General features: G+C 69.2%; 17 protein-coding genes and 1 pseudogene. 9 read left to right on the forward strand and 9 right to left on the reverse strand.

What is annotated here, in order from left to right; translation table 11 throughout:
• Positions 1-39: 39 nt before the first annotated feature.
• Positions 40-1,590: a glycine betaine ABC transporter substrate-binding protein gene (locus tag ACAM54_RS09135; RefSeq protein ID WP_369650494.1), complete on the reverse strand. Its 1,551-nt coding sequence runs from the start codon at positions 1,588-1,590 to the stop codon at positions 40-42.
• Positions 1,591-1,961: 371 nt separating this feature from the next.
• Between ACAM54_RS09135 and ACAM54_RS09140 the strand changes: the two genes are divergently transcribed.
• Positions 1,962-3,014 (forward strand): ROK family protein, encoded by a 1,053-nt coding sequence (locus ACAM54_RS09140; protein ID WP_369650495.1) that lies wholly within the window; start codon positions 1,962-1,964, stop codon positions 3,012-3,014.
• Here the strand turns inward: ACAM54_RS09140 and ACAM54_RS09145 are convergent.
• From ACAM54_RS09145 to ACAM54_RS09165, 5 genes are read right to left on the reverse strand one after another with little or no spacing between them, the layout of a single operon-like run.
• The gene (locus tag ACAM54_RS09145; protein WP_369650496.1) at positions 3,011-4,540 is read right to left on the reverse strand and encodes an efflux transporter outer membrane subunit; all 1,530 of its coding nucleotides are present in this window, start codon (positions 4,538-4,540) and stop codon (positions 3,011-3,013) included. The genes ACAM54_RS09140 and ACAM54_RS09145 overlap by 4 nt on opposite strands.
• A 10-nt stretch (positions 4,541-4,550) precedes the next feature.
• The gene (locus ACAM54_RS09150; RefSeq protein ID WP_369650497.1) at positions 4,551-5,669 is read right to left on the reverse strand and encodes an ABC transporter permease; all 1,119 of its coding nucleotides are present in this window, start codon (positions 5,667-5,669) and stop codon (positions 4,551-4,553) included.
• A gap of 13 nt (positions 5,670-5,682) precedes the next feature.
• Positions 5,683-6,804 carry an ABC transporter permease gene (locus tag ACAM54_RS09155; RefSeq protein WP_145745973.1) on the reverse strand — a complete coding sequence of 374 codons (1,122 nt, stop codon included), beginning with the start codon at positions 6,802-6,804 and terminating at the stop codon, positions 5,683-5,685.
• The gene (locus ACAM54_RS09160) at positions 6,801-8,582 is read right to left on the reverse strand and encodes an ATP-binding cassette domain-containing protein (protein ID WP_369650498.1); all 1,782 of its coding nucleotides are present in this window, start codon (positions 8,580-8,582) and stop codon (positions 6,801-6,803) included. Before ACAM54_RS09160 ends, ACAM54_RS09155 begins: the two co-directional genes overlap by 4 nt.
• Complete coding sequence (locus ACAM54_RS09165) at positions 8,582-9,610, reverse strand: HlyD family efflux transporter periplasmic adaptor subunit (protein ID WP_369650499.1); 1,029 nt, start codon at positions 9,608-9,610, stop codon at positions 8,582-8,584. Before ACAM54_RS09165 ends, ACAM54_RS09160 begins: the two co-directional genes overlap by 1 nt.
• A gap of 98 nt (positions 9,611-9,708) precedes the next feature.
• Between ACAM54_RS09165 and ACAM54_RS09170 the strand changes: the two genes are divergently transcribed.
• Entirely contained in the window at positions 9,709-10,434 is a 726-nt protein-coding gene (locus ACAM54_RS09170) for a TetR/AcrR family transcriptional regulator (RefSeq protein WP_145745970.1), read from the forward strand.
• Here ACAM54_RS09170 and ACAM54_RS09175 read toward each other — a convergent pair.
• The 3 genes from ACAM54_RS09175 to ACAM54_RS09185 are packed head-to-tail and all read right to left on the reverse strand — an operon-like array spanning position 10,412 to position 13,640.
• Complete coding sequence (locus ACAM54_RS09175; RefSeq protein ID WP_369650500.1) at positions 10,412-11,791, reverse strand: phospholipase D-like domain-containing protein; 1,380 nt, start codon at positions 11,789-11,791, stop codon at positions 10,412-10,414. The genes ACAM54_RS09170 and ACAM54_RS09175 overlap by 23 nt on opposite strands.
• 34 nt (positions 11,792-11,825) lie before the next feature.
• On the reverse strand, positions 11,826-12,491 hold the full coding sequence (locus ACAM54_RS09180) for a glutathione S-transferase family protein (protein ID WP_369650501.1): 666 nt from the start codon (positions 12,489-12,491) through the stop codon (positions 11,826-11,828).
• 27 nt (positions 12,492-12,518) lie between these two features.
• On the reverse strand, positions 12,519-13,640 hold the full coding sequence (locus ACAM54_RS09185) for a 5-methyltetrahydropteroyltriglutamate--homocysteine S-methyltransferase (RefSeq protein WP_369650502.1): 1,122 nt from the start codon (positions 13,638-13,640) through the stop codon (positions 12,519-12,521).
• Between the two features lie 164 nt (positions 13,641-13,804).
• Between ACAM54_RS09185 and ACAM54_RS09190 the strand changes: the two genes are divergently transcribed.
• From ACAM54_RS09190 to ACAM54_RS09220, 7 genes and pseudogenes are all read left to right on the forward strand, one after another.
• The gene (locus ACAM54_RS09190) at positions 13,805-14,578 is read left to right on the forward strand and encodes a GntR family transcriptional regulator (protein WP_309934348.1); all 774 of its coding nucleotides are present in this window, start codon (positions 13,805-13,807) and stop codon (positions 14,576-14,578) included.
• 200 nt (positions 14,579-14,778) lie between these two features.
• Positions 14,779-15,951: an ABC transporter substrate-binding protein gene (locus tag ACAM54_RS09195; protein WP_369650503.1), complete on the forward strand. Its 1,173-nt coding sequence runs from the start codon at positions 14,779-14,781 to the stop codon at positions 15,949-15,951.
• A 136-nt stretch (positions 15,952-16,087) separates the two neighbouring features.
• A complete protein-coding gene (locus ACAM54_RS09200; RefSeq protein WP_369650504.1) occupies positions 16,088-16,960 on the forward strand; it encodes a branched-chain amino acid ABC transporter permease in 873 nt (290 codons plus the stop codon).
• A complete protein-coding gene (locus ACAM54_RS09205) occupies positions 16,961-17,944 on the forward strand; it encodes a branched-chain amino acid ABC transporter permease (RefSeq protein WP_369650505.1) in 984 nt (327 codons plus the stop codon).
• Positions 17,941-18,702 (forward strand): ABC transporter ATP-binding protein, encoded by a 762-nt coding sequence (locus ACAM54_RS09210; protein WP_369650506.1) that lies wholly within the window; start codon positions 17,941-17,943, stop codon positions 18,700-18,702. Before ACAM54_RS09205 ends, ACAM54_RS09210 begins: the two co-directional genes overlap by 4 nt.
• Positions 18,695-19,399: an ABC transporter ATP-binding protein gene (locus ACAM54_RS09215; RefSeq protein WP_145745961.1), complete on the forward strand. Its 705-nt coding sequence runs from the start codon at positions 18,695-18,697 to the stop codon at positions 19,397-19,399. The genes ACAM54_RS09210 and ACAM54_RS09215 overlap by 8 nt, the downstream gene beginning before the upstream one ends.
• A 66-nt stretch (positions 19,400-19,465) precedes the next feature.
• Positions 19,466-21,130 (forward strand): annotated as a pseudogene (locus tag ACAM54_RS09220) (tannase/feruloyl esterase family alpha/beta hydrolase).
• Positions 21,131-21,139: the final 9 nt, after the last annotated feature.

Raw genomic sequence — 21,139 nt, forward strand, 5'->3', positions numbered from 1 at the left:
AGGCACTGGGAGCGGGCGCCGCGCTGCTGCGCGAATGCCTCATGGCGGAAGCGAAGGCGGCGGCGCCCGGCGGCGGCGGCGCATCAGCATCTCCACGAGCTCGAAGATCCCCTCGCTCAGCAGCGCCAGCGCCGCGGCCGGCAGCGCGCCGGCCAGCAGCAGCTCGCGGTCGTTGAGCGCCAGCCCCGTGACGATGCGCTCGCCGAATCCGCCCGCGCCGATGAAGGCCGCGATGGTGGCGGTGCCAATGGCGATCGCGGTGGCTGTCCGCACGCCCGCCAGCAGCGTGGGCAGCGCCAGCGGCAGCAGCACCAGCCGCAGGCTTTGCGGCGGCGTCATGCCCAGCGCGGTGCCGGCCAGGCGCAGGCCGTTCGGCACTTCGGCCAGGCCCGTCACGGTGTTGCGCATGATCGGCAGCAGCGAATAGAGCGTGAGCGCGATCAGCGCGGGCAGCGCGCCGATCGCCCCGAGCATCGAGATCAGCACGGCCAGCAGCGCGAGCGAAGGCACGGTCTGCAGCAGGCTCGCGAAGCCGAGCACCAGCGCACGCAGCCGCACATGCGGAAACACCAGGATCGCGAGCGGCACGCCGATCAGGATCGCGACGCCGACGGATACCGCCACCAGCACCAGGTGCTGGCGCGCAAGCTGCCAGAGGTCGGGGCCGAACAGCTTGGCGGTGAAGCCGCGCCGGGGCTCCTGGGTCTTTGCGCCCTGGCCGGTGCCGGCCAGGAAGTCGCGCGCAATGGTGTCGAAGGGCACGCTCTGCAACTCGGCGCGCGCGTTCATCGCGATCATCGCGTGCTCGTCGATGCGGCCTTCGAGCGTCTGCAGCGCGGCCCATGCCTTGGGCAGCCGTGCCGGCAGGTCGAGCCTGTAGAGCACCACGGCGTCGTAGCGCGGAAAGTACTTCCTGTCGTCTTCGAGCACGCGCAGGCCGAGGTGCTCGATCTTGGCGTCGGTGGTGTAGATGTCGATGGCGTCGATCTGCTTTGCGGCCACGGCTTCGTAGGCCAGGCCATGGTCGAGGCCGGTGGGCACCTGCTTGAAGCCGTAGCGCGCGGCCAGGCCCTTCCAGCCGTCGGCGCGGCCGATGAATTCGTTCGACAGGCCGAGCCTGAGTTCGGGGTGCTTCGCAAGGTCGCTCAGCGTGCGCAGCCCGAGCCGTTCGGCATCGGCCGCCCGCACCGCCAGCGCATAGCCGTCGTTGAAGCCCAGCGGGATCGCCACGCCCAGGCCCATCGGCGCCAGCGCCGCATTCATGGCCTCGCGCGTTTCGGCCGGCGAGCCCTTGAGGATCTCGAGCGCGATGGTGCCGGTGTATTCGGCGTAGAGATCGATGGCGCCCGAACGCAGCGCCTCGTAAACGATGGCCGTGTTGCCCAGCCCCTGGCGCACCACCGGCGGCGATGCGGTGTGCGGCGCCGCGGTCTGCGCCAGCAGCTCGGCCAGGATGTACGACTCGGTGAAGCGCTTGGAACCCACGCGCAGCGCACCGTCGCCGGACTGCGCCGATGCAACGGCACCGAGCCAGGCCATGGCAAGGAACAACAAGGCGGCGCGCAGCATGCGGTGGCGGGGCAGTGGCATCGCAGGCCAGTGTATAGACATAGGGCCTGTTGACGCTATTTCTGGGGATCGCGTTGCCCGGCCAAAGGGCTGGCTGCAAGGCGCCCGTGCGCCGCAAGGCGTGCGCCTTGCAAGCGCGGGCAACGCCGCAGACGGCCCCTTGGCCGGGCAACCCGCAGGGAAGGCCAGCCGCAGCGGGCCACTCGGCGTTGCACTCCTTATGTGCGCATGCACATGCAGCGTCGCGCGCCTTGATTGGCCCGCTGCGGCTGGCCTTCGCGACCCCAGAAATAGCGTTAACAGGCCCTGGCCGGCGTACCCGCCAATCTCCTACAAACCCTGGTGCGGGCTACCGATGCGTCGTCGACGCCATCGCACCCATAGTGGCTGCCATGAAGAAGAGACCTCCACTGCTGCCCGGCCCCGACGTCCACGGCCTGCGCGAGCTGCCGGGCCTGCGGGTCGAGGGCTACAGCCTGCAGCTGCGCGACAAGGACGGCTTCGTCGGCGACCAGGCCAGCCAGACGGCCTTCAGGGAACTGCTCGAACGCTGGCGGAAGCGCCGCCGCAAGGCCGGCACCGATCCATTGGGCAAGGCACACTCGCGCGACCTCAGCAAGAAGCAGCTCGACCGCGTGCTGCTGAAGACCTCGGCGGCCGGCGACCTGATGCATGGCGCCATCGAGGAATTTGCCGAGGAACTGGCCTTCGTGATCCAGCGCTTCACGCGCCAGCCCTCATGGAAGAAGGTGGAGCGCATCGTGGTGGGCGGCGGCTTCACCGAAAGCGACGTGGGCGAGCGCGCCATCCTGCAGACCGCCGCCATCCTCGAGGAGCTGGGCGTGCACGTCCAGCTCGGGCGCCTGTCGCACGAGGTCGACGACGGCGGCCTGATCGGCTGGGTGCACCTGGCGCCGCCGGCCATGCTGAAGAAGCACGACGCCATCCTGGCGGTGGACATCGGCGGCACCAACGTGCGCTGCGGCATCGTGAAGACGCGGCGGCGCAAGGCGCGCGACCTGTCGCTGGCCAAGGTGGTGCGGCGCGAAAAATGGCGGCATGCGGACGACGATCCGAACCGCACCGACATGGTCGAGCGCATCGCGGCCATGCTCGAGGACATGGTGCGCTACTGCGAGCGCAAGCACATCCGCCTGGCACCCTTCATCGGCATTGCCTGCCCCGGGCTGATCCGCAAGGACGGCTCGATCGAGCGCGGCACGCAGAACCTGCCGGGCGATTGGGAAAGCCGCGCGTTCCACCTGCCGAGCGCGCTGTGGCGCCGCATGCCGATGATCGGCTCGGGCCCCACGCTGATCCTGATGCACAACGACGCGGTGGTGCAGGGGCTGAGCGAACTGCCCTTCATGCACGACGTCTGCCACTGGGGCGTGCTGACCATCGGCACCGGCCTTGGCAACGCAAGCTTCACCAATACCTTCTAGCCCGGTGCATTCGGTGCTGGCGGCATGCCGCCGCCGAGCGCCTTGTAGACCGCCACCATGCCCACCGCCATGCGGCTCGTGCTCTGCACCTGGTCGCGCCGCGCCTGCAGCAGGGCGCGGCGCGCATCGAGTTCGACGCCGAAATCCGTGAGCCCGTTGGCATAGCGCGCATGCGCGAGCGTGAGCGCGTCGCGGCTGCTGCGTTCGCGCTCGGCCAGCTCGGCATGGCGCTGGCGTTCGGCGGCGTAGGCGCTCAGCGCCGAATCGATCTCGTGCCAGGCCTTGAGCACGGCCTGCTGGAAGGCCACCGCGGCTTCCTGCTGCTGCAGCTCGCGCAGGTTCACCGTGCTGCGGCGCCGGCCGTTGTCGAAGATCGGCAGGCTGATGGACGGGCCGACATGCCATTGGCGGCTGCCCCATTCGCCGAAGCGCTCGCTGCCGGCCGACTCGTAGCCGAAGCCCGCGCCGAGCGTGACGCGCGGATAGAGGTCGGCCACCGCCACGCCGATGCGCGCGGTGGCAGCATGCAGCTGGGCTTCGGCTACGGCGATGTCGGGGCGCCGGCGCGCCACGTCGCCGGGAAGCCCCAGTGCCAGCTCGGGCAGAGGCGGCGCCTGCAGCGCTTCGAGCGCATTGCCCGCGCCCTCGGAAGGCAGCGCGAGTTCGGCGTTCAGCGTGCCGGGCGATGCACCGGCCAGCAGCGTGATCTGGTTCATGGCCTGGGCCTCCTGCTGCAGCAGCACCGGAATGCGCGCGCGCAGCTCGGCCAGCTGCGTGCGCTGGCGCGTCGGGTCCAGGTCGGTGACCAGGCCGCCGTCGGCGCGTGCCTGCACCAGTTCGAGCGATTCGGCCGCGGCCGCGATGTCGGCGCGCGCCACGCGCAATTCGCGCTGCGCGCCGCGCAGTTCGAAGTAGCTGCGCGCCACCTCGGCCTGCACGCTGAGCTGCGCCTGCCGCAGCAGCGCGGCCGATGCGCCGGCATCCGCATCGGCAGCCTCGACGCTGCGCCGCACGCGGCCCCAGAGATCGATTTCCCAGGAGGCATCGAAACCGGCCTGGTAGAGGTTGTAGGGCTCGCTGAGCGTGCGGATCAGCTGGTCGCGGTTGGCGACCGACGAGCCCAGCGCATCGATCATCCGCGTGGCGGCGCCGCTCTCGCTCTGGCGCTGCCGGTTGATGCTGCCGCTGGCATTGAGCTGCGGTGCCTGCTGCGCCGCCGCCGCGGTGCGTTGCACGCGGCTTTGCGCAAAGCGCAGCGCGGCGGTCTGCAGGTCATGGTTGGCGGCCAGCGCGCGCGCCTGCAGGCGGTCGAGCAGCGGATCGCCGAAGGCCTTCCAGTCGCCGGATGCAATGCCTGCCGGCACGGCCGTGCGCTCGGCGCCGAGCAGCGCCGCCGAGCCGCCGTGCCATGCGGACCAGTCGGCGGGTGCCTGCACCTGCGCGGGCCGGTGGTCGGGCCCCACGGCGCAACCGCCCAGAAGAAGCACAAGCGTGGAATATGCAAAGAGGATGCGCGATGCGGGCATGGGGTGCTCCCTAGACCAGACGATGGCGAAACAGCCAGGCCGCCAGCGGCAGCGTGACGATGGCGATGATCGACAGCGGAATCAGGTTGTGCCACACCGCGGCCAGGCCCACGCCCTCGAGGTAGACGCGCTGCGCCAGGTCGATCGCGAAGCGCAGCGGGTTGGCCATGGTGATCAGCTGCAGCACCTGCGGCATGTTGCGCACCGGCGTGGTCAGGCCGGAGAGCAGCATCATCGGCATCAGCAGCACGAAGGTGTAGAGCATGGCCTGCTGCATGTTGGCCGACACCGCCGAGATCGACAGGCCGATGCCCACGCTGGCCACCGTGAAGAAGGCCAGCCCGGTGTAGAGCGTGATGAGCGAGCCCGCCATCGGAATGCCGAACCAGAACAGCGCCACCAGCAGGATCAGCGTCGACTGCGCAAGGCCCACCAGCACCGGCGGCAGCGCCTTGCCGATCATGATCTCGAGCGGCGACATCGGCGTGACCAGCAGCTGGTCGAAGGTGCCTTGCTCGCGCTCCCGCGCCACCGACAGCGCGGTGAGCAGCAGCGTCTGCAGCATGCTGAGCGCGGCGATCAGGCCGGGCAGCAGGTTCCACCGGGTTTCGAGGTTGGGGTTGAACCAGGCGCGCGATTCGATGGTGAGCGGAACCGGCGGCGCGCCGGCGCGCGTGCGCAGCTCGGCGTTGTAGCGTTCGACCACCGCGCCCACGTAGCCGGCCGCAGAGCCCGCGCTGTTGGAGTTGCGCGCATCCAGGATCAGCTGGATGGCCGCAGGCTGGCCCCCGCTGAGCCGCTGCTCGAAGTTCGGCGCGATCTGGATCACGAGCAGCGCCTTCTCGGTATCGATCACCTCGCGGATGTCGGCCTGCGTGCGCAGCGTGGCCACGCGATGGAAGACGCCGGTGCTGTCGAGGTGCGCGATGAGCTCGGTCGATGCACCGGTGCGGCTCTGGTCGAGCAGCGCATAGGGCACGTTCGAGAGGTCGTAGGTGGCGGCGTAGCCGAAGATGAGGCTCTGCATGATGGCCGGAACGAACAGGATCACGCGGCTTGCCGGATCCTTGAAGATGGCGAGCAGCTCCTTCTGGCAGAGGTTGGCGATGCGCAGCAGAAAGTCGATCATGGAAGGCGCCCCTTCAATCCAGGCTCTTGCGCGTGACCACGCGGGCAAGCAGCAGCAGGCCCACCGCATAGGCCGCGAGGACAGCGCAGTTGCGCCAGATCAGCGGCCAGACGTCGCCCGCGAGGAACAGCGTCTTGATCAGGTCCATGAAGTAGGTGGCCGGCAGCACATGCCCGATCACGCGCACGGCGGTGGGCACGTTGCGCAGGTCGAACAAAAAGCCCGACAACATCATCGAAGGCATGAAGGTGGCGATCAGCGCCACCTGGCTCGCGAGAAACTGGTTGCGCGTGACCGACGAGATCACCAGCCCCAGGCTCACGGCCACGACCAGGTAGAGCATGGAGCTGAGCACCACCGCGAACAGCGAGCCGACCATCGGCACCGCGAACAGGAAGCGCGCGGCCAGGAGGCACAGCGCGAGGCCCAGCATGCCGACCGCAAAGTACGGAATGATCTTGGCCAGCAGTATTTCCACCGGCCGCACCGGCGTGACGAACAGCGCCTCGAGCGTGCCGCGCTCCCATTCGCGGGCCATCACCAGTGCGGTGAGGAACGCGCCGATCAGCGTCATGATGAGCACGATGAGTCCCGGCACCAGGTACCAGGTGCTGGTGTTCGCGGCGTTGAACCACATGCGCTGCTCGACGGTCACGAGGCCGGCGAAAGGCGCTGCCGCACCGCGGTCGGCCTGGCGCAGGGCCGATTGCGCGAGCGCGCTGCTCACGTAGGCCTGGATGATGGTCGCGCGCCCGGCGTCGGCGCCATGCACGATGAGCTGCACGCGCGCATTGCCCGCGGCCAGCGCGCGCGAGAAGTCGGCGGGCACGCGCACGATGCCGTCGACCTTGCGCTCGCGCATCAGCGCCTCGGCATCGTGCATCGAGCCCAGCAGCACGGGCGCGATGGTGGGCGAGAGCTGCAGGCCGGCAATGGCCTCGTGCGCGGTGGGCGAAGAATCTTCGAGCACCACGGCCACCGGCGCGTTCTTCACGTCGAGCGACATGCCGTAGCCGAAGATCAGGATCAGCACCATCGGCAGCAGGATGCCGATGGCCAGGTTGCTGCGGTCGCGCAGCAACTGGCGGAACTCCTTGCGCGTGAGGGAGACGAGCCGGGTGCCGAAGCCGCTCATGGCTGCCTCCTTTCTTGCTGCCGCGCCTTCTCGACGATGCCGATGAAGGCCTGCTCCATGTCGATGCGCCTGTCGCGGTCTTCACCGTCGAGTGCCTGTGTGCGCACCTCGCGCGGCGTGCCGATGGCCAGCACCTTGCCGGCGTCCTGGATCACGATGCGGTCGCAGTACTCGGCTTCTTCCATGAAGTGGGTGGTGATGACGACGGTGGTGCCGCCTTCGGCCAGCGCCGTGATGCGGCGCCAGAACTCGCGGCGCGCGAGCGGATCGGCGCCGCTGGTGGGCTCGTCGAGGAACAGGATCTCGGGCTCGTGCAGCAGGCCCGTGGCCATGGCCAGGCGCTGCCTGTAGCCGCCGGGCAGCTGCCCGCTGGGCGCGTCGAGTTCGCGCTCGAGGCCGAACTGCCGCAGCACCGTGTCCATGCGCACCTGCAGCTTCTGCCCGCGCAGGCCGTAGGCGCCGCCGAAGAACGAGAGGTTCTCGCGCACCGTGAGGTTGCCGTAGAGCGCGAACTTCTGCGAGACGTAGCCGATGCGCTGGCGGGCCTGCGCGCGCGCATGGCGCAGGTCGACACCCGCCACGCGCAGCTGCCCGCCGCTCGCGGGCAGGAGGCCGCAGAGCATGCGGAAGGTGGTGGTCTTGCCGGCGCCATTGGGTCCGAGCAGGCCGAAGATCTCGCCGCGCCGCACCGAGAAGCTGGTGCTGGCCACGGCCACGAAGTCGTCGAAGCGGCGCACCAGGTCCTTCACCTCGATGACTACTTCGCCGGGCTCGCCTTCGGCCGGTGCAAGCCCTTCGCTTGCCGCCGATGAGGCGATGTTCGTGTCGGCCGCCTGCCGGGTGCGCAGCAGCGTCATGAAGCCGTCTTCGAGCCGCGGCGGCACGGGCTCGGCGCGTGCGCCGGCCAGCAGCTTTTCGAGTGCCGCGTCGTCCGCGTCCGGGCGGCGGATGAAGTGCACCTCGCCGCCCTGCGGCACGGCATCGACGATCTGCTGCCGCGCATCGAGCAGGCGCGCCTGCATCAGGCGCGGTGCCTCGCCCTCCGGCGGCGCCACGACGAAGCAGGTGCCCTCGGCATGGCCGCGGATCTCATCCGGTGTGCCTTGCGCAATCAGCCGGCCCTCCTGCAGCACGAACACATGGCGGCAGCGCTCGGCCTCGTCGAGGTACGCGGTGCTCACGATCACCGAGAGCTTTTCCTCGTCGACCAGCTGCTGCACGATCTGCCAGAGCTCGCGCCGCGAGAGCGGATCGACGCCCACGGTGGGCTCGTCGAGCAGCAGCAGGTCGGGCGAGCGCACCAGCGTGCAGGCGAGGCCCAGCTTCTGCTTCATGCCGCCCGAGAGCTTGCCCGCGGGGCGGTCGGTGAAGCGGCCAAGGTCGGTCATCTCCATCAGGCGCGCATAGCGTTCGCGGCGTTGGCCGGCCAGGACGCCATGCAGGTCGGCATAGAGGTCGAGGTTCTCCTGCACGCTCAGGTCGTCGTAGAGGCCGAAGCGCTGGGGCATGTAGCTGATGCGGTCCTGCACCGCCTGCGGATCGGCCGACACGTCGATGCCGAGCACGCGCAGTTCGCCTTCATCGGCGCGCATCAGGCCGGCCATGAGCCGCAGCAGCGTGGTCTTGCCGGCGCCGTCGGGTCCGACCAGCGCCGTGAGCGAGCCGGTGGGCACTTCGAGCGACACGTCGTCGAGCGCGCGCACCACCTGCTTCGAGCCCTTGGCCACGAAGCGCTTGTGCAGGGAGCGTGCGGCCACGGCGGGCCCGGCGTCGTGCATCAGGGTTTGCCGCTGGCGGTGGAAGAGGAGGAGGAAGCGAGCTGCAGCCGCACGGTCGCCGGCATGCCGAGCCGCAGCCGGTCTTCCTTGTCGTCGACCATCACGCGGATCTCGTAGACCAGGCTGCTGCGCAGCTCCTCGGTCTGCACCGTCTTGGGCGTGAACTCGGCCACCGACGAGATGTAGCCCACCTTGCCCGCGATCGGCTGGCCGGGCTGGCTGTCGGTCGTCACGCTGGCCGGCTGGCCGGGCCGCACGCGGCCGAGGTCGGGTTCGGCCACATAGGCGCGCACCCACTTGGGATCGGTGATGGCCAGCGTGAAGGCCGGGCGCTGCGGCGAAGCCATGTCGCCGGGCTCGAGCAGGCGGGCGCGCACCACGGCGTCGATGGGCGACTTGAGTTCGGCTTCGGCCAGCTGGTGGTTCATGAGCGCGAGGTCGGCGCGCGCGGATTCGAGCTGGGCCTGCGCCTGCGCGATGTCTTCCTTGCGCGGGCCGGCCACCGCGAGTTGCTGCGCCTTGCGCGCGTTGTCCAGCTGCGCGAGCGCCACCTTGCGGCGGGCCTGGGCGCTGTCCAGGTCCTGCTGGCTCACGGCGCGTCCGGCGGTGGTCTGGCCGATGGACTGCAGGCGTGCGAGCTGCTGCTGCGCCAGGTCGGCATCGGCCCGTGCCGCGGCCACCTGGGCGCCGGCCTGCGCCAGTTCCTCGGGGCGGCTGCCGGTCTTCAGGCGCAGCAGCGCCTGCTCCTGCACGCCGATGCGCGCCTGCGACTGCGCCACGCGCAGCACGAGCGAGCGCGTGTCGAGCCGGCCCAATACCTGGCCGGCGCGCACATGGTCGCCTTCGCGCACGGTGAGTTCGGCCACGCGCTCGCTGGCGTTGAAGGCGAGCGAGACCTGGCGCACGTCGACATTGCCGTACAGCACGAGCTGGTCGGACGGCGCGGCCGAGCGGCTGAAGTACCACCAGCCGCCGGCCGCGGCGGCCAGCGCCACGGCGGCCGCGGCAATGAGGGGTTTCTTGTTCATGGGCGGGTTCCTGCCGGCCTCCATACGGGTGTTCGCCGGATGTTATCAAATTGAAATTTGAATTTGAAGTATTTTTTCGATTCGATTAACCTTGGCGCATGGCGACACGCTCTTCCACCACCCGACCCCCCGCTGCGCGCGAGGGCGCGGCGCGCGTCCAGCGCACCGACGGCAGCACCACGCGCCTGCATATCCTCGAAACCGCGGGCCAGCTGTTCGCCGAGCGCGGCTTCGCCGAGAGCACCAGCAAGGAGATCTGCACGCGCGCCGGCACCAACATGGCGGCCGTCAACTACCACTTCGGCAGCCGCGACGGGCTCTACGAGGCCGTGCTGATCGAGGCGCACCGCCAGCTCGTGAGCATGGACGAGTTGGTCAGCCTGGCCAGCGAGGCCGGCGATCCGCGGCAGAAGCTGCGCGCGTTTCTCACGCACCTGGTCGAGATGGGCAGCCAGCCCAAGGCGCCCTGGGGGTTCCGCGTGGTGCTGCGCGAGGCGCTGTCGCCTTCTCCGGCGCTGCCCGCGCTGATCCGCCAGGCGGTGCTGCCCAAGGCCCGGCTGATCCGCGGCCTGATCGGCGGCATCATGGGCCTGCCCGAGGACCATCCCTCGGTGCAGCGCGGCCTGCTGTTCGCGGTGCTGCCCTGCATCGTGATGACGGTGGCCCCCAAGGACCTGGCCAGCAAGGTGCTGCCGGCGCTGAAGGATGCCGAGGGCCTGGCGGACGACCTGATGCGCTACGTGTTCGCCGGCCTCGATGCCATCGCGAAGGAGGCGGGCACGGCTGCGGCCGCGGCGCCCGCTAGAGCTGGAAGGCGACGGTGAGCAGCAGGCCTTCGGCCACGTCGCGCGCGAGGCCCGGCCGCCGCGCGCGGTAGGGTTCGCCGGCGGAGGCGATGGCCTCGATCCATTCGGCCAGCCAGTCGATCTCGCGCGGGCCGTAGAACACCACGGCCGCCTCGTGGTTGAGCAGCAGGCTGCGCAGGTCGAGGTTGATCGAGCCGCACATGGCCAGCTCGTCGTCGACCACCACGGCCTTGGCGTGGGCCATGAAGGGCAGCATGCGAAAGCTCACGCCCGCGCGCGCCAGATCGCGCATGGCGCGTGCGCGCACGAAGTCGGCCAGGCGGTGGTTCGACTGCGCGGGCATCGCGATGGTCACCTGCACGCCGCGCCGGGCGGCCAGCCGCAGCGCATCGCGCAGCCCGTCGCCGGGCACGAAGTAGGGCGTGACGGCGAGCACGCGGTGCTCGGCGCGAAAGCAGGCGTCGATCAAGAGCGCATGGGCGGTGTCCTCGGTCTGGTCGGGGCCGCTCGGCAGGAACTGCGCCATGGCGCTGCCCGGGCTTTCCGCCACGTCGTCGGCCGTGATGGCGCGTGCCTTGCGTCCGCGCACCGAACTCCAGTCGTGGTCGAACTGGCGCGCCGCCGCGGCGGCCACGCTGCCGCGCAGGTCGAACGAAAGATCGTGCCAGGCGTCGGGGTGCGCGTCGCTGCCGGTGAAGTATTCGCCCGCGAGGTTGCGCCCGCCCGACCACAGCCAGCGGTCGTCGGCAATGGTGAACTTGCGGTGGTTGCGCAGGTTGCGCGGCCCGATGCGGCGCAGGCTGAAGAAAGGGCGGAACACGGCGATCTCGCCGCCGGCCGCGCGCAGCAGCCGGATGTGGCGGCGCGGCAGGGTCAGCGCGCCGAAGCCGTCGAGCAGCACGCGCACCTTGATGCCTTCGCGCGCGCGCAGCGCCAGCCGTTCGATCACGGCATGGCCCAGCGCGTCGTCGCCGATGATGAAGGTGCACACGTCGATGCGCTCGCGCGCGCCGTCGATCACCTGCCACAGCGCCTCGCGCGCGGCGTCGCCGTCGGCATGCAGCCGGATCTCGCAGCGCCCGGGCGGCGCCAGGCCGAAGCTCTCGATGAGGTCGGCGGCCCAGTGCCCGCGCGCGGCCGTGCGCACCGGCCGCGGCGAGCCGGCCGGGCGCAGCTTGCGCTGGCCGAACAGCAGGTACATCGGCAGGATGAGGTAGGGCATCAGCGCCAGCCCCATGACCCAGGCAATGGCCGTGGTGGGTGCGCGCTGCTCGCGGCGCGCGCGCGTGGTCAGCACATAGACCAGCAGCGCAAAGGTGACGACGAGGAAATGCTGGGACGGGGAGGGGAGCCAGTCGAATGCGGAATTCGGCATGTGGCGATGATGCCCGAGGACGGGTCCGCGCCGCTCAGCGCTGCAGGAAGGCGGGCACGCCGCGCCCCTCGGAGGCCAGGAAGCGCATCATGGGATCGACCACCGCGCGCACCGCGGGCCGCTCGCCCACGCGGCCGCGCCAGGCCACGAGCCGCGGCGTGGCACCGGTCATGCCGGCGCCCTTGCGGTCGGCGAAGACATGCGCCATGTAGAAGGCAATGTCGGCGAAGGAGTAGGGCCCCGCCAGGTACTCGCGCGAGGCCAGCAGGCCTTCCATTTCCCCGTAGTAGCGCGCGCAGGCGGCGCAGGCCGCCACGGCGGGCGCGCTCTGCATGTCGTGCTGCAGGCCGAAGAGCCGGATCACGTTCGGGAAGAAGACTTCATCCGACTTCTGCTCGAGCTGCCGCGCGCGGGCCCGTTCGGCGATGCCCCGGGGCCACAGCGCAGGGGTCGGATACCGGTCTTCGAGGTACTCGAAGATCTGCGTCGAGTCGAACAGCTCGACTTCGCCGTCGATCAGGATCGGCACCTGCTGCTTCACGGGGTTGACGCGCAGCACCTCGGGGTGCTTGGGCTCGTAGGTGTCGTCCTTGGTGAACGGCACCATCACCAGTTCGAAATCGAGGCCTTTTTCGAGCGCGGCAATCTGCACCTTGGCGCCGAACATGCTGAGGGGGGCGGAATAGATCTGGGTCTTCATGCCCCCGACTTCACCATGAAAGGCGCCTCAGGTCGAGCCCCAGACCTCCTGCGCGGTTTCGATCACCAGGCGCAGCTTGGCGCGCTGCGCTTCCACCGCGATGTTGTTGCCGTGCACCGTGCTCGAGAAGCCGCACTGCGGCGACAGCGCGAGCTGCTCGAGCGGCGCGTACTTGGCGGCATCCTCGATGCGGCGCTTGAGCTCGTCCTTGTCTTCCATCTCGCCGAACTTGGTGGTCACGAGGCCCAGCACCACGGTCTTGCCCTTGGGCAGGTAGCGCAGCGGCTTGAAGTCGCCCGAGCGGGCGTCGTCGTATTCCATGAAGTAGGCGTCGAGGTCCATCTCCTTGAGCAGCGCCTCGGCCACCGGCTCGTAGTTGCCGGCCGCGGCGTGGGTGCTCTTGAAGTTGCCGCGGCACAGGTGCATGGCCAGCAGCATGCCCGGCGGCTTCTGCGCCACCACCTTGTTGATGAAGGCGGCATAGCGGTGCGGCAGTTCGTTCGGGTCGTCGCCGCGCTTGCGGGCGGCTTCGCGCATGTGCTCGTCGCAGAGGTAGGCCAGGTTGGTGTCGTCCATCTGCACGTAGGTGCAGCCGGCGGCCGCGAGCGAGCGCAGTTCGTCGCCATAGGCCTTGGCCACATCGTCGTAGAACACCGGGTCGAGCTCGGGGTAGGCCTCCTTGCTGATGCCGGCGCGGCCGCCGCGGAAGTGCAGCATGGTCGGCGACGGAATCGTGACCTTGGGCGTGCGGCCGGCCGAGACCTGGCTCTTCAGGTACTGGAAGTCGGCAAGCTGGATGTCTTTCACGTGCCGCACTTTGTCGATCACGCGCATCGCAGGCGGCGCGAGTTCCTCGGTGCCGTCGGGCCGGCGGATGGTGACCGGAATGTCGGTCTTCACGCCGCCGAGCTGGTCGAGGAAGTCGATGTGGAAGTAGGTGCGGCGGAATTCGCCGTCGGTGATGCTCTTGAGGCCGATGTCTTCCTGGAACCGGACGATCTCGGTGATGGCCTTGTCTTCGACCTTGCGCAGCTGCTCGGGCGTGATCTCGCCCTTGGCCTTCTGCTCGCGCGCTTCGAGCAAATATTTGGGGCGCAGGAAACTGCCTACGTGGTCGTAGCGGGCGGGCAGGGCGGCGTGCTGGGACATGGTGATCTCCGTCGTGGCTGAAAAACGATGGACATCGTATCGCCTCATGAACGGACGGCGGTGTGTACAGTGGGATCGGTATTTACCCTTGATTTGGCGCTTCATCGACAGCGGAAGCATGAAGTTTGTATACATTCAGTATTCATGAAAACGCCCACCACCGCATGAAAGCCGCAACTGCATCAACCGTCGAGCCTGCGGACGGCGGCGGCTCGCAGGCCGTGAAGGCACAGCTGCGGCTGCGCGAAATGATCCTGGCCGGCGAACTGCCCGGCGGCGCGCGCATTGCCGAGGTGGCCATCGCCGAGCAGCTCGGCGTCTCGCGCACACCGGTGCGCAGCGCGCTCATGCGGCTCGAGCAGGAAGGCCTGCTCGAGGCCCTGCCCAACGGCGGCTACGCGGTGCGCACTTTTTCCGAGCGCGACGTGGCCGATGCCATCGAGCTGCGCGGCACGCTCGAAGGCCTGGTGGCGCGGCTTGCGGCCGAGCGCGGTGCGGCGCCGGTGGTGCTGCGCGAGGCGCGCGCCTGCCTGGCGCGCATCGACGAACTGCTGCGCGAGCCCGCGCTGGACGACGCGGCTTTCTCGCGCTACGTCACGCACAACGAGAAGTTCCACTCGCTGCTGTGCGAAATGGCGGCCAGCCCGGTCATTGCGCAGCAGCTCGAGCGCGTGGTCAACCTGCCGTTCGCGTCGCCCTCGGGCTTCGTCATCGTGCAGGCCAATTCGCCTGCGGCGCGCGACATGCTCGTGATCGCGCAGGACCAGCACCTGCAGGTGCTCGATGCCATCGAGGCCGGCGAAGGCTCGCGCGCCGAGGCGCTGATGCGCGAGCACAGCCGCATCGCGCGGCGCAACCTGCGCGAGGCGCTGCACGGCGCGCCCACTGCCGAACAGCGCCCGCTGCCCGGCGTGCAGCTGATCCGCCGGCGCGGCTGAGCGCTCCCTCGATGAAAAGCGATCGCCAATGGATGCACGCGCCCAGTTGCCGCGCTGCGCGATCATCGCGCAGTTCATTTGTTCATCGCGCAACAAAGGCGAGCGCCACCGCCGGAGTAGGTGATTGCCTGCTCTGCCGCATCTTGCAAAGTATTGAAAAATAGCCCCGGTTCGCATTCCGTCCCTCCAAGGAAAACCTCATGCAAAGACGCCATCTCATCCAGACCGCATGCCTCACGGCGCTTGCGCTTTCCATGTCGCTTGCCACTGCGCAGGACAGCAACAAGTTCAAGATCGGCCTGATCCTGCCGATGACGGGGCAGCAGGCTTCCACCGGCCGGCAGATCGAAGCGGCGGCCCGGCTGTACATGGCACAGAACGGCGACACCGTCGCGGGCAAGAAGATCGAGCTGATCGTCAAGGACGACGTGGCCACGCCCGACGTCACCAAGCGCCTCGCGCAGGAACTGATCGTCAACGACAAGGTGAACGTGATCGCGGGCTTCGGCGTCACGCCGGCCGCACTGGCCGCCGCGCCGCTGGCCACGCAATCGAAGACGCCGCAGGTGGTGATGGCTGCGGCCACCTCGAGCATCACCGAGGCCTCGCCCTACATCGTGCGTTCGAGCTTCACGCTGCCGCAGGTGTCGGTGGCCATGGGCGACTGGGCCCCCAAGAACGGCGTGAAGACGGTGGTCACGCTGGTGGCCGACTACGGCCCAGGCAACGATGCCGAGAAGTTCTTCAGCGAGCGTTTCCAGCTCAACGGCGGCAAGGTGATCGAGAAGCTGCGCGTGCCGCTGCGCAACCCCGACTTCGCGCCGTTCCTGCAGAAGGTGCGCGACGCCAAGCCCGACGCGCTGTTCGTCTTCGTGCCCTCGGGCGCCGGCGCGGCCGTGATGAAGCAGTTCCTCGAGCGCGGCATGGACAAGGCCGGTATCCGCATGATCGCCACCGGCGACGTGACCGACGACGACCAGCTCAACGACATGGGCGAGGGCGCGCTGGGCGTGGTCACCTCGCACCACTACTCGGCCGCGCATCCGTCGCCGGCCAACAAGAAGTTCGTCGAGGCCTTCCAGAAGGCCAACCCGAAGATGCGCCCCAACTTCATGGCCGTGGGCGGCTATGACGGCATGCGCGTGATCTACGAGGCACTCAAGGCCACCAAGGGGCAGGGCGGCGGCGACGCGCTGCTGGCCGCCATGAAGGGCCAGATCTTCGAGAGCCCGCGCGGCCCGGTCTACATCGACGCGCAGACGCGCGACATCGTGCAGGACGTGTACCTGCGCAAGGTCGAGAAGAAGGACGGCCAGCTCTACAACGTCGAGTTCGACGTGATCAAGGGTGTGAAGGATCCCGGCAAGAAGTAAGGCTCGCCCCCAGTCTGCGCGCACTTCGTGTCGCTACGCCAACCCCCTGCCGGGGGCAACACCAGCGGCCCGGCGAAGCCGGTTCCGCGGTGTTTCCCGAAGAGGCCGCCGTGCGCGGCAAGCGTGTGAGTAGCTTATGTTGACCATTCTTTTCGACGGCATCGCCTACGGCATGCTGCTCTTCGTGCTCGCCGTGGGGCTGGCCGTGACGCTCGGGCTGATGAACTTCATCAACCTGGCGCACGGCGCCTTCGCCATGGCGGGCGGGTATCTCACGGTGTTTGCGATGCAGAAGCTCGGCGTGCCGTTCCTGGCCTGCCTGCCGCTCGCATTCATCGTGGTGGCGCTGGCCGGGGCGCTGCTCGAACGCACGCTCTACCGGCCGATGTACGGCAAGCCGCACCTCGACCAGGTGCTGTTCTCCATCGGCCTCGCCTTCATGGCGGTGGCGGCGGTCGACTACTTCGTCGGCTCGTCGCAGCAGAACGTGCAACTGCCCGAGTGGCTGCGCGGCCGCACCGAGATCGGCGACGGCGCGCTGCTGCTCGGCATGGGCCACTACCGCCTCTTCATCATCGCGGTGTGCGCCGTGCTCACGGTGGTGCTTCAGCTCATCCTGTCGAGGACGCGGTTCGGCAGCCGGCTGCGCGCCGCGGTCGACGATCCGCGCGTGGCGGCGGGACTGGGCATCAACGTCAACATCGTGTTCCTGCTGACCTTTGCAGTCGGCTCCGGGCTCGCGGGGCTCGGTGGTGCATTGGGCGCCGAGATCCTCGGGCTCGACCCGACCTTCCCGCTCAAGTACATGATCTATTTCCTGATCGTGGTGTCGGTCGGCGGCACCTCGTCGATCACCGGGCCGCTCGCGGCCGCGCTGCTGCTCGGCATTGCCGACGTGGCGGGCAAGTACTTCATTCCGAAGATGGGCGCGTTCACCGTCTACCTGCTCATGATCCTGATCCTGATGTGGCGGCCCCAGGGCCTCTTCACGCGCAAGGGAGGCCGCTGAATGAACGAGCCTTCGACGTACCAATCGGCCCTGCTGCACAAGGCGCGCTGGCGCCCGCTCGAGTTCGTGGTGTGGGCCGTGGCGTTCGCGCTGCCGTTCCTCATGCCCTCGCATTCGCTGCTGGTCAACGAGATCGCCATCGTCGCGCTGTTCGCGATGTCGCTCGACCTGATCCTCGGCTACACCGGGATCGTCTCGCTCGGCCATGCGGCCTTCTTCGGCTTCGGCGCCTATGCCGCGGCGCTGTTCGCCAAGCTCGTGATGCCGGACCCGACCGTGGGGCTGGTGGTGGCCACCGCGCTGTCGGCCCTGCTCGGCCTGGTGGCCAGCGTGACGATCCTGCGCGGCAGCGACCTGACGCGGCTGATGGTCACGCTGGGCACCGCGCTGCTGTTGCTCGAACTCGCCAACAAGCTCGACTGGCTCACCGGCGGCGCCGACGGCCTGCAGGGCGTGGTGATGGGGCCGGTGCTCGGCCTGTTCGCGTTCGACCTCTACGGCCGCACCGCGGCCTGGTATTCGCTGACGGTGATGCTGCTGCTGTTCCTGGTGATGCGCCGCATCGTGCATTCGCCCTTCGGCGCCACCCTCAAGGCGATCCGCGACAACCGGCTGCGCGCCATGGCCATCGGCATTCCGGTGGTGTCGCGGGTCGTCGTCATCTACACCGTGGCGGCCGGCATTGCCGGTGCCGCGGGCGCGCTGCTGGCGCAGACCACGGGCTTTGCCTCGCTCGACGTGCTGGCCTTCGACCGCTCGGCCGACGTGCTGCTGATGCTGGTGATCGGCGGCGTGGGCTGGCTCTATGGCGGCGTGGCGGGCGCCATCGTCTTCAAGCTGCTGCAGAACTGGCTCTCGGCCGTGACGCCGCAATACTGGATGTTCTGGATCGGCCTCCTGCTGGTGCTGCTGGTGCTCGTGGGACGCGACCGCGTGCTCAAGCCGTGGACCTGGCTCGGCAAGAAGAAGGGCGGTGCCGCATGACCGAGACCGTGCTTTCGACGCAAGGCCTGGTGATGCGCTTCGGCGGCATCACGGCCACCAACAACGTCACGATGGAACTCAAGCGCGGCGCGCGCCATGCGCTGATCGGCCCCAACGGCGCCGGCAAGACCACGCTCATCAACCTGCTGACAGGCGTGCTCGTGCCCACGGAAGGCCGCATCTCGCTGCTCGGCGAAGACATCACCGCGCTCGCGCCGCACAAGCGCGTGGCGCGCGGCCTGGTGCGCACCTTCCAGATCAACCAGCTGTTCGACTCGATGACGCCGCTGGAAACGCTGGCGCTCGTGGTCTCGCAGCACCAGGGTATCGCGTCGCAATGGTGGCGCCCGCTGGGAGCGAGCAAGGCGGTGACGGAGCGCGCGGCGCAGCTGCTCGAGCAGTTCCACCTTGGCGACGTGGCGCAGCAGCAGACGAAGTTCATGGCCTACGGCAAGCGCCGCCTGCTGGAGATTGCGATTGCACTGGCCTGCGAGCCGCGCGTGCTGCTGCTCGACGAGCCCGTGGCGGGCGTGCCCGCCGGCGAGCGCGAGGAGCTGCTGCAGACCGTGGCCGCATTGCCGGCCGATGTGTCGGTGCTGCTGATCGAGCACGACATGGACCTGGTGTTCAGCTTTGCCGACCGCATGACGGTGCTGGTCAACGGCACCTTGCTGACCGAAGGCGATCCCGAAACCATCGCCAACGATCCGAAGGTGAAAGAGGTCTATCTGGGCCATGGAGAAGCCGTTCATGTCTGAGCTGCTGCGCATCGAGAACCTGAGCGCCGGCTACGGCGAGGCCGTGGTGCTGCACGACGTGGCGTTCGCGCTCGGCGAAGGCCAGACGCTGGCGCTGCTGGGCCGCAACGGCACGGGCAAGACCACGCTGATCAACACGCTGGCGGGTGCGACGCGGCAGCACGGCGGGAGCATCTCGCTCGGCGGCCTGGCGCTGCACAAGCTCGCGCCGCACCAGCGCGCGGCGGCCGGCATCGGCTGGGTGCCGCAGGAGCGCAACATCTTCAAGTCGCTCACGGTGCACGAGAACCTCACGGCGGTGGAGCGGCCAGGAAAATGGAACCCGCAGCGCGTCTACGAGATGTTCCCGCGCCTGGCCGAGCGCAAGACCAACCTCGGCACCCAGCTCTCGGGCGGCGAGCAGCAGATGCTGGCCGTGGGCCGCGCGCTGGTGCTGAACCCGAAGCTGCTGCTGCTCGACGAACCGCTCGAAGGGCTGGCGCCGATCATCGTGGAAGAGCTGCTGCGCGCGATCCGCCGCATCACGCAGGACGAGGGCTTGGCCGCGATCATCGTGGAGCAGCATCCGCAGGCGATCCTCGCGATTTCCGATGAAGCCGTGGTGCTCGACCACGGGACCATCGTGCATACCGACAAGGCGGCCGCGCTGCGCGCGCAGCCCGAGGTGCTGGACCGGCTGCTGGGCGTGGCGCGCTAGCGGCCCGGCGAACAATAAGGAGACAGGCAAATGGCGATCCCGACGACAGTGTTCAACGGGGGCGCCATGCTGGCGGCCGCCGCATTGCTCTCCGCTTGCAGCACCACCGGTCCGAAGAGCCTCGGCCTCGGCGCCGATCCGGCGGCGGCCTGTGCGGCCCTTGGCGCCGTCCCGGTCGCACCCGCGGCCATCGGCCTGCCGAGCGGCGCGGCAACGATCGATTCGGCCACGCTCGTTCCTGCTGCCGCGCTCGCCGTCGCCGAGCGCGGCGGCAGCCCTGCCGCGCGCATCACACCGGCAACGCCCGCGCATTGCCGACTGCTCGGGCGCATCGCGCCGCTTGACGCCGCGGCACCGCCCATCCTGTTCCAGGTCAACCTGCCGCTGGCGTGGAACGGGCGCAGCGTGCAGTACGGCGGCGGTGGCTTCAACGGCACGCTGATCACCGGCCTTGCGCTGGTGCCGGCCGCGCGCTTCGACCAGCCGACGCCACTGGCGCAGGGCTACGTGACCTACGGCACCGACTCCGGCCATCAGAACTTGTAGGGCCAGCCGCCGCAGGCTTTTGCGCTCAACGACGAGGCGCTGGTGAATTTTGCGCACGCCTCGTACAAGAAGGTGCGCGACGTGGCCGTGGCACTGATGCAGCGCGCCTACGGGCAGGCGCCGCAGAAGCTGTACTTCATGGGCAGCTCCGAAGGCGGGCGCGAGGCGCTGACGATGGCGCAGCGCTATCCGCAGGACTTCGACGGCATCTTCAGCCGCGTGCCGGTCATCAACTGGACGGGGCTTCAGCACGCCGGCACGCGCAACGGCATTGCCACCTTCGGCGAAGGGTGGCTGCGGCCCGCGCAGGTGCAGCTGGTGCACAACGCCGTGCTCGCATCGTGCGACGCCGCGGACGGCGCGGCAGACCGCATCGTGTCGAACCCGGTGGCCTGCCTGCAGCGCTTCGATCCGGCGAGCCTGCGCTGCGCGGCGGGCACGAGCGGCGACAACTGCCTGAGCGATGCGCAGGTGCAGGCGGTTCGCACCTTGCGCTCGCCATGGCGCTCGCCCGTGCCGCTGGCCCATGGCGTCACCGAGTACCCGGGCTGGGGCATCGGCGGCGAGGCGACGCCGGCTTTCGCGTCGACGGGCGGATGGAATGCATGGTGGACGGGCACCAGCGCGCCGACCGTGCCGCCGCAGCCGAGCAACGGCATCGCGTGGTTCTACGGCAGCGGCGCGCTGCAGTATTTCTATGCGCGCAATCCTTCGCTCGACGTGCGCAGCTACCGCGCCGAGGACCACGCCGCGCGCATTGCCGCCGTGTCGCAGCTGATGGATTCGACGAACCCCGACCTGAGCACTTTCCACGCGCGCGGCGGCAAGCTGCTGATGCTCGAGCACATGGCCGACTATGCGCAGAGCCCGTTCGCAGGCATCCGCTACTACGAATCGGTTGTCGCCCGCATGGGCCGCGACAACACGGACCGCTTCCTGCGCCTCTACACCGCGCCCGGCGTTGACCATGTGGGCAGCGGTGCGCCAGCCAACGTCGACATGCTCGGCGCGCTGGCCGACTGGGTCGAGCGCGGCCGTGCACCGAGCGGGCTGCAGCTGGTCGAACAGGAAGTGCAGCCGCCATTCAAGGTCGTGCGTGCGCGCCCGCTGTGCGCGTGGCCGCTGTGGCCGCGCTACGCGGGCGGCGATGTGTCGCAGGCCGCCAGTTTCCAGTGCAGCAGGTAGCGCGGCGGG

Source organism: Variovorax sp. V93 (assembly GCF_041154485.1).
Taxonomy (GTDB): Bacteria; Pseudomonadota; Gammaproteobacteria; order Burkholderiales; family Burkholderiaceae_C; genus Variovorax; species Variovorax beijingensis_A.

Coding starts and splice junctions, on each gene's coding strand:
- ACAM54_RS09135 (WP_369650494.1), bottom strand. CDS start 1,590: ATGCCACTGCCCCGCCACCGCATGCTGCGCGCCGCCTTGTTGTTCCTT.
- ACAM54_RS09140 (WP_369650495.1), top strand. CDS start 1,962: ATGAAGAAGAGACCTCCACTGCTGCCCGGCCCCGACGTCCACGGCCTG.
- ACAM54_RS09145 (WP_369650496.1), bottom strand. CDS start 4,540: ATGCCCGCATCGCGCATCCTCTTTGCATATTCCACGCTTGTGCTTCTT.
- ACAM54_RS09150 (WP_369650497.1), bottom strand. CDS start 5,669: ATGATCGACTTTCTGCTGCGCATCGCCAACCTCTGCCAGAAGGAGCTG.
- ACAM54_RS09155 (WP_145745973.1), bottom strand. CDS start 6,804: ATGAGCGGCTTCGGCACCCGGCTCGTCTCCCTCACGCGCAAGGAGTTC.
- ACAM54_RS09160 (WP_369650498.1), bottom strand. CDS start 8,582: ATGCACGACGCCGGGCCCGCCGTGGCCGCACGCTCCCTGCACAAGCGC.
- ACAM54_RS09165 (WP_369650499.1), bottom strand. CDS start 9,610: ATGAACAAGAAACCCCTCATTGCCGCGGCCGCCGTGGCGCTGGCCGCC.
- ACAM54_RS09170 (WP_145745970.1), top strand. CDS start 9,709: ATGGCGACACGCTCTTCCACCACCCGACCCCCCGCTGCGCGCGAGGGC.
- ACAM54_RS09175 (WP_369650500.1), bottom strand. CDS start 11,791: ATGCCGAATTCCGCATTCGACTGGCTCCCCTCCCCGTCCCAGCATTTC.
- ACAM54_RS09180 (WP_369650501.1), bottom strand. CDS start 12,491: ATGAAGACCCAGATCTATTCCGCCCCCCTCAGCATGTTCGGCGCCAAG.
- ACAM54_RS09185 (WP_369650502.1), bottom strand. CDS start 13,640: ATGTCCCAGCACGCCGCCCTGCCCGCCCGCTACGACCACGTAGGCAGT.
- ACAM54_RS09190 (WP_309934348.1), top strand. CDS start 13,805: ATGAAAGCCGCAACTGCATCAACCGTCGAGCCTGCGGACGGCGGCGGC.
- ACAM54_RS09195 (WP_369650503.1), top strand. CDS start 14,779: ATGCAAAGACGCCATCTCATCCAGACCGCATGCCTCACGGCGCTTGCG.
- ACAM54_RS09200 (WP_369650504.1), top strand. CDS start 16,088: ATGTTGACCATTCTTTTCGACGGCATCGCCTACGGCATGCTGCTCTTC.
- ACAM54_RS09205 (WP_369650505.1), top strand. CDS start 16,961: ATGAACGAGCCTTCGACGTACCAATCGGCCCTGCTGCACAAGGCGCGC.
- ACAM54_RS09210 (WP_369650506.1), top strand. CDS start 17,941: ATGACCGAGACCGTGCTTTCGACGCAAGGCCTGGTGATGCGCTTCGGC.
- ACAM54_RS09215 (WP_145745961.1), top strand. CDS start 18,695: ATGTCTGAGCTGCTGCGCATCGAGAACCTGAGCGCCGGCTACGGCGAG.